The sequence below is a fragment of the Bacillus sp. FSL W7-1360 genome (assembly GCF_038592975.1).
Taxonomy (GTDB): Bacteria; Bacillota; Bacilli; order Bacillales; family Bacillaceae_D; genus Shouchella; species Shouchella lonarensis.
Genome location: NZ_CP151950.1, coordinates 2,524,884 through 2,547,398, shown reverse-complemented (window position 1 = coordinate 2,547,398; position 22,515 = coordinate 2,524,884). Strand labels below are relative to the sequence as shown.

At 43.3% G+C, this 22,515-nt stretch carries 18 protein-coding genes; all 18 read right to left on the bottom strand.

The window, feature by feature from the left end; translation table 11 throughout:
* Positions 1-83: 83 nt before the first annotated feature.
* The gene (gene essC / locus NSQ26_RS13150; RefSeq protein ID WP_499718481.1) at positions 84-3,311 is read right to left on the bottom strand and encodes a type VII secretion protein EssC; all 3,228 of its coding nucleotides are present in this window, start codon (positions 3,309-3,311) and stop codon (positions 84-86) included.
* 120 nt (positions 3,312-3,431) lie between these two features.
* Entirely contained in the window at positions 3,432-4,238 is an 807-nt protein-coding gene (locus NSQ26_RS13145; RefSeq protein ID WP_499718480.1) for a hypothetical protein, read from the bottom strand.
* A gap of 36 nt (positions 4,239-4,274) precedes the next feature.
* Entirely contained in the window at positions 4,275-5,063 is a 789-nt protein-coding gene (locus NSQ26_RS13140; RefSeq protein ID WP_499718479.1) for a hypothetical protein, read from the bottom strand.
* Positions 5,064-5,134: 71 nt separating this feature from the next.
* Positions 5,135-5,686 (bottom strand): STM3941 family protein, encoded by a 552-nt coding sequence (locus NSQ26_RS13135; protein WP_499718478.1) that lies wholly within the window; start codon positions 5,684-5,686, stop codon positions 5,135-5,137.
* Between the two features lie 55 nt (positions 5,687-5,741).
* On the bottom strand, positions 5,742-6,845 hold the full coding sequence (locus tag NSQ26_RS13130; RefSeq protein ID WP_499718477.1) for a hypothetical protein: 1,104 nt from the start codon (positions 6,843-6,845) through the stop codon (positions 5,742-5,744).
* A gap of 36 nt (positions 6,846-6,881) precedes the next feature.
* Positions 6,882-7,973: a hypothetical protein gene (locus NSQ26_RS13125; RefSeq protein WP_499718476.1), complete on the bottom strand. Its 1,092-nt coding sequence runs from the start codon at positions 7,971-7,973 to the stop codon at positions 6,882-6,884.
* 64 nt (positions 7,974-8,037) lie between these two features.
* Positions 8,038-9,780 carry a T7SS effector LXG polymorphic toxin gene (locus NSQ26_RS13120; RefSeq protein ID WP_499718475.1) on the bottom strand — a complete coding sequence of 581 codons (1,743 nt, stop codon included), beginning with the start codon at positions 9,778-9,780 and terminating at the stop codon, positions 8,038-8,040.
* Between the two features lie 33 nt (positions 9,781-9,813).
* A complete protein-coding gene (locus NSQ26_RS13115) occupies positions 9,814-10,002 on the bottom strand; it encodes a hypothetical protein (protein ID WP_499718474.1) in 189 nt (62 codons plus the stop codon).
* 179 nt (positions 10,003-10,181) lie between these two features.
* Positions 10,182-10,949 (bottom strand): DUF6612 family protein, encoded by a 768-nt coding sequence (locus NSQ26_RS13110; protein WP_499718473.1) that lies wholly within the window; start codon positions 10,947-10,949, stop codon positions 10,182-10,184.
* A 211-nt stretch (positions 10,950-11,160) separates the two neighbouring features.
* Entirely contained in the window at positions 11,161-11,967 is an 807-nt protein-coding gene (locus tag NSQ26_RS13105; protein ID WP_499718472.1) for a hypothetical protein, read from the bottom strand.
* A 131-nt stretch (positions 11,968-12,098) separates the two neighbouring features.
* A complete protein-coding gene (locus tag NSQ26_RS13100) occupies positions 12,099-12,731 on the bottom strand; it encodes a YIP1 family protein (RefSeq protein ID WP_499718471.1) in 633 nt (210 codons plus the stop codon).
* Positions 12,732-12,787: 56 nt separating this feature from the next.
* On the bottom strand, positions 12,788-13,828 hold the full coding sequence (locus NSQ26_RS13095; RefSeq protein WP_499718470.1) for a hypothetical protein: 1,041 nt from the start codon (positions 13,826-13,828) through the stop codon (positions 12,788-12,790).
* Between the two features lie 96 nt (positions 13,829-13,924).
* Complete coding sequence (locus NSQ26_RS13090) at positions 13,925-15,496, bottom strand: T7SS effector LXG polymorphic toxin (RefSeq protein ID WP_499718469.1); 1,572 nt, start codon at positions 15,494-15,496, stop codon at positions 13,925-13,927.
* 45 nt (positions 15,497-15,541) lie between these two features.
* The gene (locus tag NSQ26_RS13085) at positions 15,542-15,847 is read right to left on the bottom strand and encodes a DUF5344 family protein (RefSeq protein ID WP_499718468.1); all 306 of its coding nucleotides are present in this window, start codon (positions 15,845-15,847) and stop codon (positions 15,542-15,544) included.
* A 6-nt stretch (positions 15,848-15,853) separates the two neighbouring features.
* Positions 15,854-16,270 (bottom strand): YwqH-like family protein, encoded by a 417-nt coding sequence (locus NSQ26_RS13080; protein ID WP_499718467.1) that lies wholly within the window; start codon positions 16,268-16,270, stop codon positions 15,854-15,856.
* A gap of 168 nt (positions 16,271-16,438) precedes the next feature.
* Positions 16,439-20,908: a type VII secretion protein EssC gene (gene essC, locus NSQ26_RS13075; RefSeq protein WP_499718466.1), complete on the bottom strand. Its 4,470-nt coding sequence runs from the start codon at positions 20,906-20,908 to the stop codon at positions 16,439-16,441.
* Complete coding sequence (gene essB, locus NSQ26_RS13070; protein ID WP_499718465.1) at positions 20,908-22,227, bottom strand: type VII secretion protein EssB; 1,320 nt, start codon at positions 22,225-22,227, stop codon at positions 20,908-20,910. Before essB ends, essC (NSQ26_RS13075) begins: the two co-directional genes overlap by 1 nt.
* Positions 22,228-22,256: 29 nt before the next feature.
* Complete coding sequence (yukD, locus tag NSQ26_RS13065) at positions 22,257-22,496, bottom strand: ESX secretion system protein YukD (protein ID WP_090774729.1); 240 nt, start codon at positions 22,494-22,496, stop codon at positions 22,257-22,259.
* Positions 22,497-22,515: the final 19 nt, after the last annotated feature.

The following is a 22,515-nucleotide window of genomic DNA, read 5'->3' as shown; positions in this document are numbered from 1 at the left end:
AATCTCTCATTTCCCACTATATTCGACATGTCACCAAGCGTCACCCAACGATGACGCCGATGACCAGTCTGCTCCATTCTCGCTTACGAATGAACCAATTCTTCTTCCTTGACCACTTCTGGGATTTTAATTTTGACATCTCTACCATTTACAACGTGATAACCGAATCCGTCTTCTAACTTCTCTGCCTTCTGCAGTCCAAAGGTAACGACAGATTGGACTGATTTTCTCACTAGAAGTACATGTTGACGGGCTGCTTTCAGTTCTTTTGTGACGCCACCATAGCTCGCACTAATATCTTTATGGTCCGCCGCAGCGATCACTTGTAGTTGTACATGACCGAATCGCTGCATCATGTCAATAAATGCTGGTTCTTTAGAAACGCCGAGCAGTCGCTTAAATTCATTATAGCTATCAATCACAAACAAGTACGGTCGGAATTGAGGTATTCCGGCGCCTTCATTGAGTGCCTCATCATATTGTTGCATCCGTACTTCCATCACTTGTCTCATTTCTTCAATCGCATGCTGCAATTCCTCTGAAGTTGTTGGGTAACATGCTTTTTCTCGTTTACCAAATTCGAACAACGGGCGATCGACGCCATCACATAGCACGACTTTCTCCACATCTGTTTCAAAGTAGAACGAGAGCATCACTTTCAACATATTTGACTTCCCACGTTGTGGTTCCCCAGCAATGACCGTATACGCACCTGCATTTTCATCCAGATAAACCGGCTGCACCGTCTCCTCGTTCAAGCCAATTGGAATACCTGATCTCGGGTTTTCTTGCAAGTACTCGCGGAATTGTACGAGCGAGAGCGTCTTCGGCAACATCGCCATCGACCTTGGCACTGCTGATTCTTCGTATCTGTCGTTCAGTGTTTGAATGCGTGCTTTCACGTTTTCAATGACTTCACGGTCGGTTTCCCCTGCCGCTGGCAAGTACGTTTGCGCGAGCCAGTTTTTGTCTTTTGTGACGAGCATGCGACCTGGGATCGTTTCAATGACGAATGGGATTCTACCCATTAATGACGTCACATCCGTTTTATCAATCATATAGTGACAGATCTTCATGTTCATGCTGTTTAACAGCGCCGGCTTGGCGGCGTTTCGGACGTTGACTGTCATCATGACGTAAATACCGCGTGATTGGCCGTCGCGCGCGAATCGGGTAAACGCTGCTGCTTGGTCAGAAAACTCTTCTGCTAACACGTCATAGTTATCAATGACAAGGAAGATCGACGGCAGTGGCTTGTCACTCACCTCGTTATAAACAGAGATGCTGCTCACTTCTTTTTCCATAAATAGCTCACTGCGTCGTTCCATTTCTTGGCCAATGTAGTCAATGAGCTTCTCTAGCTTACGTCCTTCGTCTACTTTGATGTAATCACCCGTATGACGGAGTTGGCGTAATGGCAAGAGAGCGCCGTTGCCAAAGTCGAGTACATAATAGTTCGCTTGCTCGGGTGAGCGTTTCTCGGCAAAGGCGAGTAGGAGCGTCAGGAGCGTCATCGACTTGCCATAGCCGCTCGCGCCAAAGATCATTAAGTTGCCGCTTTTACCCCAGTCGTAACAAATCGGGAATTGTCGTTGGTTCTCTGGATCATCAGCAACGGCGAATGGGAAGGCGTCCATTTCTTCGTCTGCGCTTGTCCAATCATAAACAATCCGCTCTTCTAGTGGGTCGAGCCACGGACTTTTCGCTGGGGTGATCGCCAGTTGTTCGGTCGTTGTCGCGATTTCTTCGACAACGGCTTCAATTTCACTCTTATTTTCTTGGTCGTGTTCTTCCTCTACCCCTATGCGCGAGGCAAGTTGGAGGCCAAGGTCTGTCACATAAGCGACCTCTTCTTCGCCGTCATGGGCAGAACGTAAGTATTGGGCACCGCTCCATGCGCTTTGGAACAAGTCGTATTGTTCGTTACTACCAATTTGTAAGTAACCGCGACCGGTTTCTTTAATTGACGCAGCGTCGTCGTTTTTCAAGATTTCTCTTGAATCACCTGGTGTTTGGACTTTCAAGGCGATCTTGAAACGGGAGTTACTCCAAATTTGTCCGTCAACGACGCCACTTGGTTTTTGTGTCGCAAGCAAGAGGTGCACGCCAAGGGAACGACCGATTCGTGCTGCCGAGACGAGTTCTTTAATGAATTCTGGTTCCTCATTTTTTAGCTCGGCAAATTCATCGGAAATGATAAAGAGGTGTGGCATTGGCTCTTCTGCCGTGCCGTCTTTATACAGTTTCGTATAGGCGTTAATGTGATTGACGGTATATTCGTCAAACAACCGTTGGCGCTTTTTCAATTCTGACCGAATCGACGCAAGGGCACGCAAGCTGAAGTTTTCGCTTTCAGCAATGTTTGTAATGACGCCGAGTAAGTGCGGCATGCCTTTAAATGGTTGCGCCATTCCGCCGCCTTTATAGTCGATCAGGAGGAAGGCAACTTCATGCGGGTGATAGTTGACCGCTAAAGATAAAATATACGTTTGTAAAAACTCCGATTTACCTGACCCTGTCGTCCCGGCGAGCAATCCGTGTGGCCCGTGCATTTTTTCGTGGGCATTCAGTTCGATTAGCTCATCTTTTGCTTTGAAACCGATTGGTGCCGCAAGCGTCTTTGTGCTGTCATTCGTTTGCCAACGATGTTGAATGTTTAAATCTTTTGCCTGCACGACTCCAGGGAACATTTCCATGAAGGAAACCACGTCAGGGGTCGAGCGCGTCATGCCTTGTTGGTGATGCAAAGAGGCAAGCATGCGGGCGTAGTTTTCATTTGACGTCGGATCGTATGCATCAAAACGGAAGCGTTTGTGAATCGAGATGTTCCGTAGGAGGACGATCTCACCTTCGTTACGGTTAACAGCTTTCACAATCGTATGCACATGTTCACTTAAGTTTTGCGCGACATCCGTCAGGAAAATGATGGTGCAACCAAGCTGCTTATCTTTTCCTTCCAAATACTCCATAATGCCGTGTTCGGCGATCAATGAACGGTTGGCGACAAAGAACACAAGATGCGGAAGAAACCTTTTCCCATCTCGTTTCCGTTCGCGTGCTTCTTTTTGTTCTAAATCTCGTTCGCGTAGCACGTGGTACAGCGGATTTAAGATGTGGTCACACGCCTTCTCGTCGTAAATGAAGCCTTTTGCTTCTGAACCAGGCAATTGGAAGTGCGGCAACCACCGCATCCACGCCCATTTCTCTCGTTGGTCTTCATTCAATATCGCCACAAAGCGTAAGTCGTGATAGCTATGGGCGAAAGCGAGCTGGCCAATGAGTTGTGAGACTTCACGCTCGACAATGGACAAACCTTCCTCAAATGAAACGTAAATAACCATTCACAATAATATAAATTTCAATATGTATAAATGACGATGACGAGCTCCTCTACAAAGCCCGCCACCAAGAAAATTCACTTCCAAAGTATATTAACCCCGCTCAAGCCAATCCGGCAACTCTTCCTCTGTAAGCAGCTTCATATATTCCTTCATATCCGCAGGGTATACATCAATCTCATCTTTTTCGTCCACAAAGCTATAATCAAACACCCATACACACGCCTTTCCTTTTAAAAAGAGGTAGACCGGCTCATCACGCTGTTCTTCTTCCCCTTCTTGTCCGAACATGAATGTGATAGAATCAATGATCGCATGCCGCTCTTGGAAATCTTTCAAAAAGGTGCGGAAAAATATTGGATGATCCTCATCCGCACAAATCGCGTCCATTTCTTCATCTGTATACGTGCCCATGGCATCAAACAGCTCTCTTTCGAGTGTAAAAGGTGCAATTCCTTCGGTTGGCTCTTCTTTTGGTAAACCATAAAAGTCAGCCAGGTGCTCCACATAGTTAAAGTTGCTCTTAACTAGTGTGAAAACATGATCCATCCCTTCAAAACGTTGAACAATCATACCATTATTTTCTAAGTGGTGAAATACCAATGCATACTGTCCATATACGCAGCGAATCTTTTTTGGCGCTTTCATCACGGCATGAATAAGGTTTTCTACTTCTGAAACTAGTTGTGTTTCACGGCTTTCATCTAAGTAACCACGGTGCTTTAACAGTCTCTCGGTATGGTAAGAGAAAGCCTTCATTTGTTCCTCTGTCATATCTCGCTTAAGCAATGAAGCCTCATGTGCCACTTCTTCATAACCACACAATGCAAGTGCGCCAATAAATTCATCTGTAGATAAGGCGATCTGCTTTTCTTGTAACAAATTCACGATTTTATTCATCATACACCCCTCCAATAACCATAGCCGCTTATTCTTTTAATTCCCAAACCACATGCTCATCCGCGTCATGATCATTTCAATCAATCCGGCTGAGTTTGTAGGATAGAAATATACCTTACCTTGTGTATCTACTTCCGTATAGTCGATATACCAAATAAATGATTTTGATGGTAAAAATAAATGAATCTCTGGCATCTGGTTCTCATCTGTAATGACATCAGACTTGATCAATGACATGTTATCTAAGAAACACCCACTAGCCACAAAATCTTTCATAAATGCGTGCATCGCTGGAGGCTGTTCTCCTTCGGCAAGGAGATCGTTAATTTGTTCTGCAGTCTTTGCGACTGAAAAATCCTGAAACATCTCACTCGACATCATAAACGGTTCCATCTCTATCGGTTCTTCCGATGGAAATTGGTAAAAATCTTGCACTTTTTTCTCACCCTGTTTATTGCTTGTCAAATCAATATGGTCAAAGTGATGCATGCCATCTTCGCATTTTTGCATGAGTGCTTTTCGAGCACCCATGTCATGTAAAATCATCACCTTTTTATCATGTAAACAACGCACTTTTTTCTCGGATCTCATCAACAAGTGAACCAAACTTTCGAGTCCGTGAACGAGTTCACCTTGCTCATTTTGATAGCCGCGACGCCGTAATGACAATTCTGCCTCTCCAACAATGTCTTGTAGCTGCTCGTCACTGTCCCATTCGCGCGTGTTCTTCAACGCATCCGCTGCCGCCTGCTCATAGCCACATAACATCATCGACACACTTAGTTCTTCTGTCGATAACGAGAATACTTGTTTCTCTTCAATCATCGCCCATCCCTCCACTCATTTCTTACGTTCAAAAATATATACGGGCACACATACATGTGCCCTAACCATATTTAACCAATCTTTTCTTTGTCAATAAACTGTTCGGCAAACGCCAAAACAGACTCTAATGGGACATCACTTGCACCTTGGGGAATGCTGATCGGAAACTCTTTTTTCTTATTCATACTTGAGAAAGCACGTTTTACACCATTTTGTCGTTGAAGAAATGTATCAAAATCCTTCGGCACAATGCCGATCATTTTTTGTCCTACTAGCGTATACATACCGATTCGCTCAATCTCATCCCACCGGATCATACCGACACCGGCAAGAGAAGCATTCTCGTAAATCCCCTCTTTATCAATACGAAGAGACGGTTTTGGTTTGATAAGGCGATACACTAAATATCCGGTAGGAATGCTGAAGAAAGGGATGCCTAGCGCTGCAATTACAGGTATCAGTGGTGCAGTGGCTGTTGTAACCCCCATTGCGCCTTCTTCAATAGACTCTCGATTTAAAACTGCCCACACCAATGCAGCTAGAAATCCTATTGATAAAATCAAAAATAACAGCGTTCGTCCTTTTCCTGGGTAAATAATCATGCTGTCTTTTATATTACTCATCTGTGACCTCTCCTCTTTCTAACTAGATTTTTCCTGCAAAAATATCTTCATCCTATTATCGAAGAACCTGAGATTCATCAATATCACTTGGAATCTCCACAAAAAACGGAACTGGACAACCATTTTTAATCGCTCGCTTCAAATATTCACGTTTATCAATCTCAAATTGATGCCATTCTTCTTCTGCATACCAATCCGGTAACAATACCGGTTCAGGTTCATGGCCAGCAGTTTGACAATACCACTGTCCATTCTCTTTATACAATATCATTTCTTCCTCATCATCCTGAAAATAATCTTCTTCCTCAGAATAGATCCTCGTAAAGTAGCGGACACCAGCTTCTACATATAGAAAGTACACTTCCTCAAACTTCTTTGAACCCTTTTCCCGATAATCAATTACCCCATCTTCATGTGGGTAATCTAGTTCACCATAATACAAGTAACGCTCACTTGACAACATTTCCTCTGATATTTGTCTTCCTTCTGCCTCCTCACGCACTTTCTTTTCCGCTATTGCATGTGCACGTTCTCCCGGGGTGATATCTAAGTCAATACCCGTGCCCATAATGAAACGCGTCCACAAACCTGAAAAGAAAAGTGCAAAACCTGGCCACACGAGAGATTGGGCAGCATCTTTAAATAAAAAAGCATAAAGACCAGCATCTCTCCATAAACCCGTGATACCTGGCACGTGAAACAAGAAAAATGCGCCAAGAACAACAGTTACTCCCCTGGCGACGAGCTTACGTGTGCGAACAGGGATCCATTTTACCCACGAAAACAAAATTAAAAGCAGTTGTCCCCATAACAGATTAGTGTAGACCCCTTGATAAAATGGCTGATCAACTAGCGCTTGGATCCCATATAAGTTAATGGCTACCATTGACCATAAACCCGTAGTAAAAACAACCAAATAAGTTCCTAACCGTAGATTATTTGCATCACGGTAGTGCACATACGCCATAATAGGGCTCACAATGAAATAACTTATCCACAATAAAACTGCAAATAATCGCCACGTATCATCGGTATATACAGAAAAGATATTCGGGATGCTGTAAAGATGAACCAGCAACCCCAACATAAACTGATAAAAGAAATACAACCCTAGATAACTTTCCTTACTTTTATCAGAAGACGGAATTACATTTCCCACAATCGCACCTCAATTCACGAAGTGCTTTTGCACCTCCTATCCATACCTATCAACCTTAGATTCATCAATATCACTAGGCAACTCTACAAATCGAGGAACTAAACGGCTACCATTGATCGCTCGTTCCAGATATGTATGTTTATCAACTTCAAACTCATGACAATCTTCTTCTAAACGCTCGTCTGCCAAGAATACCAGTTCTGACTCTTGACCCTCTGTTCGACAATACCATTGCTTGTTCTCTTTATACAAGACCATTTCTTTTGGGGAACTCAAATCCATTCGACTAAAATAACGAACACCATCTTCCATATATAAAAATTCAACATCTTCAAATGTCTTCGTTCCCTTTTCCCGATACTTACTTATATCTTCAGCAACAAAATAATCCAACTCTCCATACTCCAAGTACCGCCCATTTGATAACATTTCCTCTGATATTTTGCGCTTCTTATCCTCTTCGCGCTCTTTTACTCGTGCTACCTCTCTAGCCCGCTCTTCTGGAGTGATATCTAAATCTACACCTACACCCATGATAACACGTGTCCATAAACCCGAGAAGAAAAGCGCAATACCCGGCCATATAAGAGAAACTGCAGCATCTTTGCCAAACAAAAAGACATAAATACCCATGCCTTTTGTTGAAGCAAAAACCCCTAAGAGATGAAATACAAAGAACGCTCCAAGAATAATAGTCACTGTGCGCCCTAACAATTTGCGCACATGAACAGAAATCAAATTTATCCATGAGAGTAAAATTAGCAACAATTGGATCCAGAGAAGGTTGATATAAACTTCTTGGTAAAGCGGCTGCTCAACCAAGGCCTGGACTCCGTATAAATTAGTCGTCATCATTGACCATAAGCCTAAAGTGAAAACAAATGAATACGATCCAAAACGGTCATGACTGGGGAAGCGATAATCAACAAACGATCCAATAGCAACCGCAACAAAATAGCTCAACCACAGTAAAATTGCAACTAGCCGCCACATGTCATCAATATATACAAAAAATATATTAGGAATGCTGTAAAGATGAACCAACAATCCAATCAAAAAACAGTTCCCAAAATAAATAGAGAGATAACTTTCTTTTTCTTCACCTCTTGAAGAATTGATGTTTCTCACAATCGCACCTCAATTCAACGATTTCATCAACTAAATTATACAGTGGGGGAACCCCCCACCGACATCAACCAAATAAACTCCCCAGCGCTTTGGCGCCCCCTGTTAGTAAATTCTTTGCCCCTTCTTTCACATCATCAATCTTTTTCTTCGCCTCATTCAAGGCTGCTTTACCAACAGCTTTTCCTGCATTCACAGCCTTTTTCCCTGCGTCTACTGTAGCATTCCAACCCTTTTCAGCGGCAGCACCAATTTTCTCTCCAACTTGTCTCACTGGCTCTCCTAAAAATGTGTTTGCTGCAATACCACCAATTGCTGCGCCAACAAATCCACCGACAACAGTACCAACACCAGGGAAAATCATCGTACCAATCGCGGCGCCTACGGTGGCACCAGCATAGCCAGCACCAATATCTAGTGCAGTTCCAGTAAGAGCACGTCCCGTTCTTTGGGCAGTACTTTTATCTTTATGTTGGTCTGAGAATGCTTCCATAAAGTTGAGCCCTGCTGACAATATATTTCCTCCACGAGCAAGGTTTTTTTGCCATCCCCCACCGCCTGGCTTCATATTTTTAAGAGAGTTTTTCACATCAATACTCTTTATTGTTGATAAAACATTATTCCTTACATTTTTCACTAATAAATTCTTCGCATTTGCTTTAAAGCCCGCATCACGCTGATAGTAATTTACAAGCCGCTGTCCATTTTTATAGGTCAGCATTGGTCCTGCAGATCGTTCCAATAGTCCTTTCATTCCTACATTAGGCAGATTTTTCAATCCTATTGTGTCTTTAAGAAGACTACTAGGCATGTACCCATAACGCCGTCCAAAATACTCTCCTTTTGGATGCTTCATTAACTCTTGTAATTTGGAAGCCGTTTTTGAATCATATTTTACCTGTCCTTTTTGCTTCGTCCATGTCGAATCGGCAACCAATTTAACAGTACCATTTCCGTTGTCTACAAATTGCAACATCCCAGTTGTAAACATGACTGTCGCAGCTGCACCACGCGCGACATCAGCACCAACGAGCCCCCAATCATGTATAGTTTTCCCCTCTTTTCCAATGAAATCCACTACACCCTGCATCAACGACGGCTCATCCCCGCTATCCCGGTTCAAACGCCCCATATCCACATCCGGTGCTTCCTTATGTAACGTCGCTTCTTCAAAGTGCGACTTTACATCTTGAAGGTTCACTCCTTTTAACAGTGGTCCACCTGAATTCGTCCATTCAATCGCTTTTTCCAAGATCCCGTTCATTTCTGCACTACTCGCTTGCACTTCAGCCATTAAATCCACACCGTCACTATCGAGCGTATGCAAACCGTCCACAATTTCACCTGCAACTTTTCGTGAGCTATCAACACGGTTCAATACTTGGCTTATATCTAACTTACCGAGATTGATAATATGGCTAACGGAAGCTGTATAATCATCGACATTTTGTTTCGACTGCTCAGTTGATTCCTCTACCTTGTCCAGTCCCCGGTTCATTTGCGTATCCCAATAGTCTTCGGTCACAACACCATTTTCAGTTGGCTCGAAGTCAAGGATATATCCCTTCATTTTCTCGTTCTTCTCAATCGCTGTATTAATGTGGGCACGAAATGCTCGGATCGTTGGAAGCTGTAACTCCGTATGGTTGGCAATAATCGCTTTTCCACCTTCTCCAGTGAACGCACCGTCCATATTCGTTACATCTGAGATTGCTAAATCCATTAAATCGAGAAAATCAAGACAGTATTGCAGTGTGGCTATGTCTTTGTCGAGCTTTGCGATCGCTCGGCTCACATCTAAGATTTTCATCCTCGTAGCCTTCTAATTGTATGTTTTTCGGCCCTACGCCATTTTTCCTGCTAGCTCGTGGTCCATCTGTTCATATTCTTGTACCAACGTCTGGAATTCTTGTTCCATCTGGCTTAATGCTTGAAAGTACCTGCTTAACTTGTCTAGTATGTCTTCCATTTCTCCGGTTTCCGCCGCCGAACCAAAAATGAAGTCTGTTGCGGAATTCCAGGAATCTGTCACCGAATCCCATGCTTTTCCGGCTGTATCACTTGCTTTAACTCAAGCAGATTCAAACAGCATTGCACAAAAAAGGATTAGCTCAACATTGCTACACTAACCCTTTTCTCTCCATATATACTTATATCGTGGTAGTCAATATACTATATAAAATTCTCTACAACAAAATTCATGTCCATATATCAATATGATCTTGCAGCATCTAACACCTCTTGTGGTACTTTAACATCAACGTCCTCAGCCACAGATATCTTGCTGTCTAAAATAAGCTTTTCATCTATAACTTCACCGGATTCTTCATATGAAAGTTCACATGTGATAGTTAATCTCTCTATAATAGCAGTTTCTTTATTAATGACTGCTTCCAAATCATAAACGCTTATATCAACAGGCACCTGGAATAGCGTCTCAGGATTCTTCAATTTCTCGTGCATCGAGCCTAACGTTAATACATGCACACCATCATCCTCTTTATAATCAACATGACTCGATGAAGCCTCCGCAGCAGCTGCCATCCGAGACAAGACCTGTTCGATATTAACATACACTGAAGACCTGTCAAACAAGATATCTTCTATTTGATAAGTAGTCTCACTAAAAAATATCCATTCATTATCGGCCCCCGAATACATAGAACCATCATCCACTATATATTGCTCTTCACTATATGGTGGCTCATCGTCTACAGTCATTTCAACTTCACGGTACATCTTCATAGAACCTTGAACCCGTTCCTCTTGTGATCGCCCCTTAACAATAGACTTACCATCACTAGAATCATTCGTTTCTAATTCCAGCGTCGTTGCCACTTCAACTCCTTCCACACCTTTCATGACTTCTTGCGTCTCTGTTAACAAGTCTTCTACTGACACATCTTCTGACTTCCCACACCCTGATAGCGTCATACCAGACACTAGCGCAAGTGATACTATGTAATAGATTTTTTTCATCTTCTTCTCTCCGCTCATTTTATTATTCTCTACGAAATCCCTCGCTATTTTGCACAACTACAATCCGTCATCACAAAAAACACAACCGAAGCATGTAGCTCTGCGTGACTAAGAAGTAACAGATTTGCCACTTTCTCCGGTAATCGCGTGTCTTCTTTACTCCTTAAACAACTCACTCATACGTGCGATCATATCTAAATACTAACGACAATCAATCGGATGTACCCGCAAACCATTCATTTATGTCACTCGTGACCCTACCTAAATACTCGTTCTTTTCAACGGGATATACATGTACTTCTTTTTTCTCCCCAATATTCTGGTAGTCAATATACCATACAAAAACGTCTGACTCTAATAAAAACTGTACTTCCAGTAAATCACTCTTACTTTTCACCGCATAATCGGTACGCATGAACGCAATATTATCAAATACCAACTCATTAGTACGGAAGTCTTTTAAGAATTGACGAATTTGATCGTCGTGCACTCCTTGTTCGATCATCATATTTAACTGTTCTATGGTAATCCCGCGCAACCTTTCAAAAAAATCAACTGTCACCGTAAAGTCCTTCGTCTGCAATACTTCGTCTACTTCTTTCATTTCATAAAAACTACGTAATGCTTCTGAACACTGATCTACATCTTGAACAAGTTCGAATACATGTCCCCTTCCTTGACCCGTCTGAATAATCACTCCTTGTCCATCTATATTGTGCAACATGAACATCGCATTTCCACGGACGCAACGTACGCGCTTTTGCGCTTTCATAAGCAGATGGACAAAGCTTTCAAATCCCTCCACAAGGTGCTTGTCCCTATCGTCATCCCAGTACCCACGCTTTTTCAATGACATTTCTGCATTGTACGAGAAATGATCGCGCTCCTCTTCATTTTTGAATCTCTGTTGTGTATTAAACATTTCTGTAGCCACTGCTCCATATCCACATAGAAAAAGCGCTGCGGCTATTTCATCTGTCGATAGAACTAGCACCTCTCTTTGTTTTGCCTCCGTCATATTTAACCACTCCTTATCCATCGTCTATTCATTCTATAACTCCTTCAAATTCGCCCGGATCACCTTTTTTTCCACACACAACGCTCTCATATACTCACGATCACGGCGACTCTTCCATATCATTCTCCTATCTATGTAAGCCAATAAACCAATAACGGAAAAATGATAAACACATAGACTAAAACAATAGCAACCACTATGATTACCGAAACCAACAGAGATTTCCATGCTGAAAATTGATGTGCCTCACCAATCGTATGCATCTGTACAACAAACGTCCAAACTGATCCTGTAAACATGATCAACGCCGCAAAGAGCGTAGAAAATGTCTGTAACGGTGTGTAAGATTGCACAGCTAAATCAAATGCCTCTCCCTTTAAGAAGTGAGGTTCACCTACCAACAAAATAAACGGGATACAGAGGGCGCCAGCAATGATTTGTGGCTTAAACACACCATTCACCATTGCAACACGTAAAGCTAAAACACTTCCTTTCCCACCAAACCAAGAACCGACCCATTTATAAAGCCATGCAAACAAGTATAACCAAAGCGGTGCAATAATTACTGCGCAAATAAAAGCAGTGATCAACACCTCTGCGTATGTTGAAACATACTCTCTTTTATATTGAACGATAAACATTAAAAAAGCACATAGCGCTGCAAGACCCAAGAATGTCCATGTATCTTTCCTCGTTCGTTCCTTGCTTAACTCTTGCTTCATCACTTGGCGCGGACGCACCCATACATTTAACCATGTATTCATTTTTCGTATCCCCTTTGTAACATCATCATTTTTCATGCCTTGCCATATCTATTTGTCTATTCCTCTACAATCTCTTCAAATTCATATGGGCGCCATTTTCCTTTCTTCCCACCATACAACACTTTCACGTATTCAGGTGCACGACCACTCCCGACTACTTTACATAGAAAAATCCCCGCTTCTGCCTCGTTTCCTTTGTAAACTACAAGCTCTTCATCCGTGCCGTGAATTACTTTTCTTTTAAAATAGCGCACCCCTCCTTCTTCACGCAGAAAAGTTACTGGATCTGGGAAATCTTTACTTCCTTTTGCGAGATAACCCCATTTTCTTTTCTGTTTTGAAGCCATAACTCCGGCATGATACAGTAAATAACCAGGAACCGGGGTATTTGTGCTTTCATCAACTGCTTTCCACTTTTGCGATAGCTTGATGATCGCCCATGTTAAAATACCGATTACTATGGTAGAGCATAAAATGGCTATCTGAGGACCTGCTATAATATCAGCCATTTCTTTTCCAAACATTGTTTCATTCCAATTTATATAATCTCGATCTTTCCAGTGCTTTCCTTGCTTAATACTATTTACAATATCAGGAATGAACACATAAGCCAGAAGCAACGAACCCATTACAGCATAACCTTTGAAAATTTTATTTACTACAATTGGTTCCGAATTACTTTTTAAGAGCACTAAAAATAAACAAGTCAGTTGAATGGTAATAACAACGATATACACCACTTGTAACATCAGATGACCCGCTGCTAATTGAAACGCAAATAGAGACGCAGCTAACACTGTCCATAGAACGACAAATGCGTTTACCACAATATATGCAGTCAATCTATTTAAAAAGCGCCAGCCTATATGAATAATCAATGAGCCCACCATAAAATAACCTAAAAATGCCAGTATCCCTAAAAACCTAAAGTCTTCGTTCAAATTATCGTAAAAGATATTCATGGCACTTAAAATATACACAAACATCCCAAAACGCAACAATATAATATACAAATGACGAATCGATTCTGGTCCACAATGCACATATCCTTCACCAGATGTGTACCATATATGAAGTCGGTTCAGTTTTTCTTTCATCCTATCCCTCTCCTACCACTACAGCCTTTAGGATTCAATTATCTATTACTGGTTCTTCGAAGGGAGGTTAATCCCCCCTTCGATATCCTCATTAAACTAGCGTACCCAACCAAACAGAAAGTCCCCACTTGATTTTATTCCTTTTGTAAGATCATCAATTATAGCTGTTCCTACATCTTTCGCTCCTTCTCCTACCGATTTAGTTAGCTCCCAGCTTGACTTTGCGCCTTGTGTAAGATCATCAACTATAGCTGTTCCTACATCTTTCGCTCCTTCCCCGACCGTCTTAGTTAACTCCCAGCTTGACTTTGCGCCTTGTGTAAGATCATCAATCACAGCGGTACCTATGTCCCAGCCTGCTTTTGCACCATTTTCAATCCCACCAAATATCGCTTCACCAACATCACGCGCAGAATCCGTCAACCAATTGTCTGTACCTAAATTGATCGTTGCTATTGCAGCAGGAGCCCATAAAGGGCCTCCAACAGGAGTTAGAGCCCAAGGTACAACAACTTCTAACGCAGTCCCTCCTACAAAACGCCCGGTTTTTTGCATCACTGTTTTCCCATTATTTTCTTCCCTGACAAACTCAGCCGCATTGTCGCCAAGAGTTATTGCTGTCCCAGCAATTGGTATCGCTTTTGCTCCCATTTTCCCTACTAATGAAGCACCACTCTTAAAAAGAGTAGAACTCTTTGGGGGAGTAGCCCCTCGATTTTTCCTTAACTTATCCTCCAACGCTTTTCGACCTTCTGCCATTTGCTTATCAAAACGTTGTTTTCTTTGGTGACGGCTGATTTCATTTGATATAGGTGAAGTATAGCGCCCGGCAGATTTCTGCGCAAAGTTATACATTGTGTAGTAATTCATTCCTGATGAAGCCGTTTCGAAAAAGTCAGCCGTCTGTTGCCATAATGAAGAATCATCCATCAACGCCGGATTATCCATCAATGCCGCTGCATCGGCACCTGTGGTTACCTTACTCGTATCCACTTCTGGTGCTTTCTCATGCAACGTCGCGTTGTTTGAAAAATATCCGCCTACTTCCATGATGCTTACGCCGGACATCTTCACGCCTCCGGTTAAGGTCCATTGCAGTACTTGTGCGATTGTCGCTTTTAACTCCGCCATTTCAGTGCGCACTTCTGCCATCAACTCAACACCTGTTTGGTCAAGATCATATAAACCTTCGAGCACTGTTTCAGTGTGTTTGCGGGCACTGTCGAGACTGTTGTACACGCCTTCTGTTTGGAGCTTGCCGAGGTTCAAAATGTGGCTAACCTCTGCCACCGCATTGTTTACATTCTTTTCTCTTCCCTCTAGCGTTTCTTCGTAGCTATCATATGCATTCGGAAGTTGGGTTTTCCAAAAATCCTCGGAAACAGAGCCGTTTGATTCAGGTTCAAAGCTGTTAATCTGCTCTTTTATTTTTTCTAGCTTCTCAATGAAAACAGCAATTCCTGCTCGGATCGAGCGGATCGTTGGTAGATGGACATATTGATGATTGTTAATAATTCCTTGCGACCCCTCTCCTTTAAAGGCGCCATCGGTATTGACAACAAGGGTAATTCTTGCCTCCGTTGCCTCAAAAACGTCTAAATACGACTTTAACGCCGCGATATGTTCATCAAGTTCACCAAGATGCTTATTGACGTCTAAGAATTTCATGCTAAAACCTCCTTGAGAATGATTTGAATGAGCGCAGACACTTTCCTACGCGAAGTTTGAACCCGGCATGTTGACATTGTCTCCTGTCCTCATATTAATTTCGCGTCCTATCTCTTGATCTGTTTCTTCATATCCTTGGATAAGAAGCTGTAATTCCGTTTCTATTTCTACTAAGGCAGCCATGTATCCTTTCAAGCACTCATCTAGACTTGTTTTCTCATCGTTTACTTCACTCATCATGTCCAAATCATCAGAGGAAGTGCTAACAGGAACGGTTTGAAAGCTAGACGCTATTTCTAACACACCTTGAAGCAACAGGTTGACTTCTTCCACATTCACTTTTATTTCCATAGACACTTATCCTCCTTGCTTCGCTCTCTCTGCTTTTTGTTTTTCTTTCAAACTGCTCATCGTGTCTTTTTTTGAGTTGATCGTACTTCTACTATCACTAATTGTTTGGAGCAAGCTGTCTCTCTCACTGTCAATTGCGTCAATCTTTTCTTGGACTTGGTCAGGTAAATCTTGATGGCCTTTCAATACCATGTCTCGCTCTGCATCTTCATGATTTGTCGCGTGTGATCCCGTTGACCCAGATTCGCCTGTTTCTGGACTTTTGATCAATTCTTCATCTGAATCCAAGTTGTCTCTCTCGCTGACCAATTTGCGACGTGCCTCTGCCAATTCTGCCCGGCGTGCCCTAGCCGCGGCAATAGAATCATTCAAATCTTGAATCTCAATACTAAGTGCGTTAATTCTACTTGAATAATCACTCATACCGAACCTACCTTTCTCCTCTAGAGGATGTATCAAAGAGTCACATATTGTTTACTTCTTCCCATTCTATAAAAACAATTTTTTTCAGTCAAGAATCTCGTATACAAGTATTTCTGATTGAACCTGTCATGCGATGCCACCCCGAGGTGGCATCGATGACAAATGATCTTACGAATGAACCAACGCTTCTTCCTTGGTCACTTCTGGAATCTTAATTTTTGTATCTCGTCCATTTACTACATGATATCCAAATCCATCTTCTAACTTCTCTCCGCGGTTATGCGTAAAAGTAACTAAAGCCTGCGCTGATTTCTTGACTAAAAGAATTTGTTGCCGCGCTGATTTTAATTCTGCTAGCACGCCAGTACGACCCAAACTCACCTCTTTATGGTCCGCAGCGACAATCACTTTGAATTGTAAGTGACCATATGTTTGCATCATTTCCGCAAATGCTGGTTCCTTAGAAATACCCACCATCCTTTTGAATTCGTTAAAGCTATCAATTACAAAAAGATACGGTCGGAATTGAGGTATGCCGGCACCTTCATTCAGGGCCTCGTCATATTGTTCCTTCCGAGCTTCCATCACTTGTTTCATTTCTTCAATCGCTTGCTGCAATTCCTCTGGAGTTGTTGGGTAACATGCTTTTTCTCGTTTACCAAATTCGAACAACGGGCGATCGACGCCATCACATAGAACGACTTTCTCCACATCTGTTTCAAAATAGAACGAGAGCATCACTTTCAACATATTTGACTTCCCACGTTGTGGTTCTCCAGCAATGACCGTGTACGCACCTGCGCTTTCGTCTAGATAAACCGGCTGCACCGTCTCCTCGTTCAAGCCAATCGGAATACCTGATCTCGGGTTTTCTTGCAAGTACTCGCGGAATTGGACGAGCGAGAGCGTCTTCGGCAACATCGCCATCGACCTTGGCACTGCTGATTCTTCGTATCTGTCATTTAGCGTTTGAATGCGTGCTTTCACGTTTTCAATGACTTCACGGTCGGTTTCTCCTGCCGCTGGCAAGTACGTTTGCGCGAGCCAGTTTTTGTCTTTTGTGACGAGCATGCGACCTGGGATGGTTTCGATGACGAATGGGATTCTACCCATTAATGACGTCACATCCGTTTTATCAATCATATAGTGACAGATCTTCATGTTCATGCTGTTTAACAGTGCCGGCTTAGCGGCGTTTCGGACGTTGACTGTCATCATGACGTAAATGCCGCGTGATTGGCCGTCGCGCGCGAATCGGGTAAACGCTGCTGCTTGGTCAGAAAACTCTTCTGCCAACACGTCATAGTTATCAATGACGAGGAAGATCGACGGCAGTGGCTTGTCGCACACCTCATTGTAAACAGAGATGCTGCTCACTTCTTTTTCCATAAACAGCTCGCTGCGGCGTTCCATTTCTTGGCCAATGTAGTCAATGAGCTTTTCTAGCTTACGTCCTTCGTCTACTTTGATGTAATCACCCGTATGACGGAGTTGGCGTAATGGCAAGAGAGCGCCGTTCCCAAAGTCGAGTACATAATAGTTCGCTTGCTCGGGTGAGCGTTTCTCGGCAAAGGCGAGTAGGAGCGTCAGGAGCGTCATCGACTTGCCATAACCGCTCGCGCCGAAGATCATTAAGTTGCCACTTTTCCCCCAGTCGTAACAGATCGGGAATTGGCGTTGATTCTCAGGGTCATCCGCGAGGGCAAACGGGAAGGCGTCCATCTCTTCTGTTGCGCTTGTCCAATCATAGACAAGTCGCTCTTCTAGTGGATCGAGCCACGGACTTTTCGCTGGCGTAATCGCCAGTTGTTCGGTTGTTGTCGCAATTTCTTCGACAACGGCTTCAATTTCACTCTTATTTTCTTGGTCGTGTTCTTCTTCTACCCCTATGCGCGAGGCCAGTTGGAGGCCAAGGTCTGTCACATAAGCGACCTCTTCTTCGCCGTCATGGGCAGAGCGTAAGTATTGGGCCCCGCTCCATGCGCTTTGGAACAAGTCGTATTGCTCGTTACTACCAATTTGTAAGTAACCGCGACCGGTTTCTTTAATCGACGCAGCGTCGTCGTTTTTCAAGATTTCTCTTGAATCACCTGGTGTTTGGACTTTCAAGGCGATCTTGAAACGGGAGTTACTCCAAATTTGTCCGTCAACGACGCCACTTGGTTTTTGTGTCGCAAGAAGAAGGTGCACGCCAAGAGAACGCCCGATACGCGCTGCCGAGACGAGTTCTTTAATGAATTCTGGTTCCTCATTTTTTAGCTCAGCAAACTCATCGGAAATGATGAACAGGTGTGGCATCGGCTCTTTGGCCGTGCCGTCTTTATACAGTTTCGTATACGCGTTAATGTGGTTGACGGTATATTCGTCAAACAAGCGTTGGCGCTTTTTCAATTCTGACCGAATCGAGGCCAGGGCACGCAAGCTAAAGTTTTCGCTTTCGGCAATGTTTGTAATGACACCGAGTAAGTGCGGCATGCCTTTAAATGGTTGCGCCATTCCGCCCCCTTTGTAGTCGATGAGAAGGAAGGCAACTTCATGCGGGTGATAATTGACCGCTAAAGATAAAATGTACGTTTGTAAAAACTCCGATTTACCTGACCCTGTCGTCCCGGCGAGCAATCCGTGTGGCCCGTGCATTTTTTCGTGGGCATCGAGTTCAATCAGTTCGTCTTTTGCTTTAAAGCCAATCGGTGCGGCAAGCGTCTTTGTGCTGTCATTTGTTTGCCAGCGGTTTTTGATCGCCAAATCTTTCGCTTGGACCGCGCCTGGGAACATTTCCATAAAGGAGACCATGTTCGGAATCGAGCGCGTCATCCCTTGTTGGTGATGTAAAGACGCAAGCATCCGCGCATAATTTTCATTTGACGTTGGTTCGTAAGCGTCAAACTGGAAGCGTTTGTGAATCGAGATGTTCCGTAGGAGGACGATCTCACCTTCGTTACGGTTGACAGCTTTCACAATCGTATGCACATGCTCACTTAAGTTTTGCGCGACATCGGTCAGGAAAATGACGGTGCAGCCAAGCTGCTTATCTTTTCCTTCCAAATACTCCATAATGCCGTGTTCGGCGATCAATGAACGGTTGGCGACAAAGAACACAAGATGCGGAAGAAACCTTTTTCCATCTTGTTTCCGCTCGCGTGCTTCTTTTTGTTCTAAATCTCGTTCACGAAGCACATGATACAGCGGATTTAAGATGTGGTCGCATGCCTTCTCGTCGTAAATGAAGCCTTTTGCTTCTGAACCAGGCAATTGGAAGTGCGGTAACCACCGCATCCACGCCCATTTCTCGCGTTGGTCTTCATTCAATATCGCTACAAAACGTAAGTCATGATAACTGTGGGCAAAAGCAAGTTGGCCAATGAGTTGTGAGACTTCACGCTCGACGATCGACGGTTTCCCGACGAATCCAAGTGCACCACGGGCAATGCTAAGACGGAGCGGAGCGTCCTCGACGTTTGAATACTTCTCACGTAGTTTGTCAAAGTCATCCATGAGGGCATCTCGATCGCGATTCGAGAGCTCATCGCTCGGTTGGTTTAACTCGAAGCTAGCGGGGACAGACGAGCGCCCGACGCGAATGTCGAGAAAGTCATCATTGTCAATCGTTCGCTCCCAAATACGGCTACTCACCCGCCGCGTTTTGTTCTTCATTTGTTCAAATGTTGGCAAGTGATACAACAGCGCGTGCTTTTGTTCATCAACCAATGATTGCAGCTCATCGCGTTTCACTTCTAAATAGCGGGTGTACACGCGCTGGCGCTTTTCTTCTTTTTTCTTCCGTTTTTTCTTCTCGCGGAAAAACATTGTTGTTGCAACAAAAGCCATGACCGTCATAATTGGAACAGACATGAACAACATCCATGTCCGTTGGAGCGTCACCGCAAGCGTCACCATAATCGCGATAATCGCCACAGGTGGCAATAAAATCATCCATAGCGGTCTTCCTGGATCATCCACTTCCTCCGATGGCATCGAGAATTCCACTTTATCGGTTGGTTGTTCGTAAACCATCCGAGGCGTCCGGCGATATGTTGGGTATTGTTGTTGCATGAGCGACGTTGGTGTTTCTACTTGTGCCAACGTCGTTTCATACGCCTCATAACTTTCAATCACTAAAATGTCGCCATCGATTATTTTTAAAAGGGTGTTTCCAAAAAGCAATTCATCGCCGTCTACAATTGGGACCGACGTAGACACTTTTGCCCCATTCACATATGGGGCTTCGGTGCCTGCTTTCGGATAAAGCGTCCACTCCTTTTTCTCCCGCAGCAATGTAACATCCATTTGCAGGTGTGCCGGTAACACAACATTCGCCGTAGCGTCATTTGAGATCGTTACGACATTCGTATGCCCAGTGTCATATTTTTTCTTACTGAGTGCTTCCCCTATATATAGGAAGGAACACGGTTGATTGTCTATGTCTAATTCGTATGATTCCCCTGAAGAGAGGGTGTGCAACACCGCTCCCTCGCATACGATCACACAACGTCCTTCCTCGATTTGTGCACGTATTTCTTTTTTCAAGAAAGAGACTCTGACATTTGCCTGTTCGCCAGGACCGATAGAAGTGGGCAGTCCATCCACCGTGGTTCTTTGCACATACTGGTCATAAAAGACCCACAACGTCGCGGACATTATTCGTCACCTCCATCCTTTTCCTTGTCTTTCTCTTTGTCATCTTCACCTTCTTGTTTATCCTGTTCTTCTTGATCTTTTTCTTCTACTTTTGTTTCTTCCACTTCCTCAGAAGCAGCAGGTTCTGCCCGCGGTTGGCGCTTTTCCTCTTCTTCTGCCAATTCCTTCATTTTGTCCATATAATCGTCAATGTCAGCTTCGACTTCTTTAATTAAGTCTTCGCGTTCTTTTCCTGACAGGTTTTTATCATTTTTAATTTCTTCACGACGCTTAATTTGGGCATACGCAATCAAGACTTCATCCCCAAGCCCACGGGCAATATCAACAGCCTCTTCATTTTCGCCACGACCAACGGCAATCCAGTAATCAAAATAAGGCTCCGCTGCCTGCAAAACAAGGACATTTGTAAGGGTTTCTCTCTGTTTGTCTTTTAGCTGTTCTGTCGCCACATAAGACTGTGCGAGCTGAAATTTTACGACACGCGGCATTTTACTTGGGGCATACGGTTCAAGGATATCAATGACTTCACTAAAATTATCATTTAAATAAGCAGTATGACTAGCCGTAAAGGCTTCTTGACGTGGCTGTAAAAAGGCGAGGACGTAAACAATATAGACGATTGCTGGCACAAGCGCAACACCAAGTCCGATACCCGTCCATTTTTGTATTGTCCATTTTGTTTTCGGCACTTTATGTAGTAGCTTTTCTTGTTGTTCGTGCTCCTGAATCCAGCGACTAACAAGCTCACGTAAACCTTCTAACGTTGTTTGTTCGAGTAAAGATGTTGCTTTCGTTGGTAATTTTAGTGTGTCATGGTGATTCATATATTCCTTAAAGCGATGATTCCCATCTAAAAGCACGAGCAGTGTTGTACGTAGTTCAAGCAATACTCTCTCGTTGTCTTTTTCATAAGGGGGGATACTATCTTTCACACCATAATGGATAAATGTCACGTCTAGTCCATCACTAACAAGCAAGTTTTCGGGGCAGACAATGAGCTGTAGTTTGTCATGATCGTGTTCGATCACTTTTTGGATTAAGGCGTGAGCAATGAAGAGTTTCGCACTTTCTTCTTTATTTTTAAGAGCACCAAACGATTTTAATGGGATGACTGGCTTTATTTTAATGACAAAATCGTCTTCACTTTGTTTGATTTCTCTTGTAGTGAGTAGGTCACATCCATCTAATACTTTCGCTTCAAGCGTATCATTTAACTTTATCTCTTCATTTTGAAATGTAATGGTATAATGATTGTTTTCGTCTTTCTCTAACTGCATCCCGACTTGTTCTTCTAAATAAAGCTGTTTTTTCTCGCTCATTTCCTCATCTCCTCTCTCTAAACAATGATTTATAGTATCACTAAGCGATCACCATTTGTAACGCCATGTGCTGCCAAGATTTGATCTCCCCCAAGCATGTTTGCTTTGTTTTCAATACGGATAAAGTCACCTTCTCGACGCGGCTGTTTGATTTTTTCAATCTCCCATACAATGTCAATAAACTTACGCGCGGTGTATTGATCCGATAAACGTAAATCAATTTCCTTTTCTATATAATGACGCAAATCTACCGTTACTTTTATGTACATCAAAAAACCCCTTTCCAAA

Bases quoted from the DNA above. Each gene is read 5' to 3' on its own strand.
- essC (WP_499718466.1), bottom strand. From the start codon at position 20,908: ATGTCCGCGACGTTGTGGGTCTTTTATGACCAGTATGTGCAAAGAACC.
- NSQ26_RS13110 (WP_499718473.1), bottom strand. From the start codon at position 10,949: ATGAAAAAAATCTATTACATAGTATCACTTGCGCTAGTGTCTGGTATG.
- NSQ26_RS13095 (WP_499718470.1), bottom strand. From the start codon at position 13,828: ATGAAAGAAAAACTGAACCGACTTCATATATGGTACACATCTGGTGAA.
- NSQ26_RS13100 (WP_499718471.1), bottom strand. From the start codon at position 12,731: ATGAATACATGGTTAAATGTATGGGTGCGTCCGCGCCAAGTGATGAAG.
- NSQ26_RS13085 (WP_499718468.1), bottom strand. From the start codon at position 15,847: ATGGAAATAAAAGTGAATGTGGAAGAAGTCAACCTGTTGCTTCAAGGT.
- NSQ26_RS13105 (WP_499718472.1), bottom strand. From the start codon at position 11,967: ATGACGGAGGCAAAACAAAGAGAGGTGCTAGTTCTATCGACAGATGAA.
- NSQ26_RS13135 (WP_499718478.1), bottom strand. From the start codon at position 5,686: ATGAGTAATATAAAAGACAGCATGATTATTTACCCAGGAAAAGGACGA.
- NSQ26_RS13145 (WP_499718480.1), bottom strand. From the start codon at position 4,238: ATGAATAAAATCGTGAATTTGTTACAAGAAAAGCAGATCGCCTTATCT.
- yukD (WP_090774729.1), bottom strand. From the start codon at position 22,496: ATGTACATAAAAGTAACGGTAGATTTGCGTCATTATATAGAAAAGGAA.
- NSQ26_RS13120 (WP_499718475.1), bottom strand. From the start codon at position 9,780: ATGAAAATCTTAGATGTGAGCCGAGCGATCGCAAAGCTCGACAAAGAC.
- NSQ26_RS13080 (WP_499718467.1), bottom strand. From the start codon at position 16,270: ATGAGTGATTATTCAAGTAGAATTAACGCACTTAGTATTGAGATTCAA.
- NSQ26_RS13090 (WP_499718469.1), bottom strand. From the start codon at position 15,496: ATGAAATTCTTAGACGTCAATAAGCATCTTGGTGAACTTGATGAACAT.
- NSQ26_RS13140 (WP_499718479.1), bottom strand. From the start codon at position 5,063: ATGATTGAAGAGAAACAAGTATTCTCGTTATCGACAGAAGAACTAAGT.
- essB (WP_499718465.1), bottom strand. From the start codon at position 22,227: ATGAGCGAGAAAAAACAGCTTTATTTAGAAGAACAAGTCGGGATGCAG.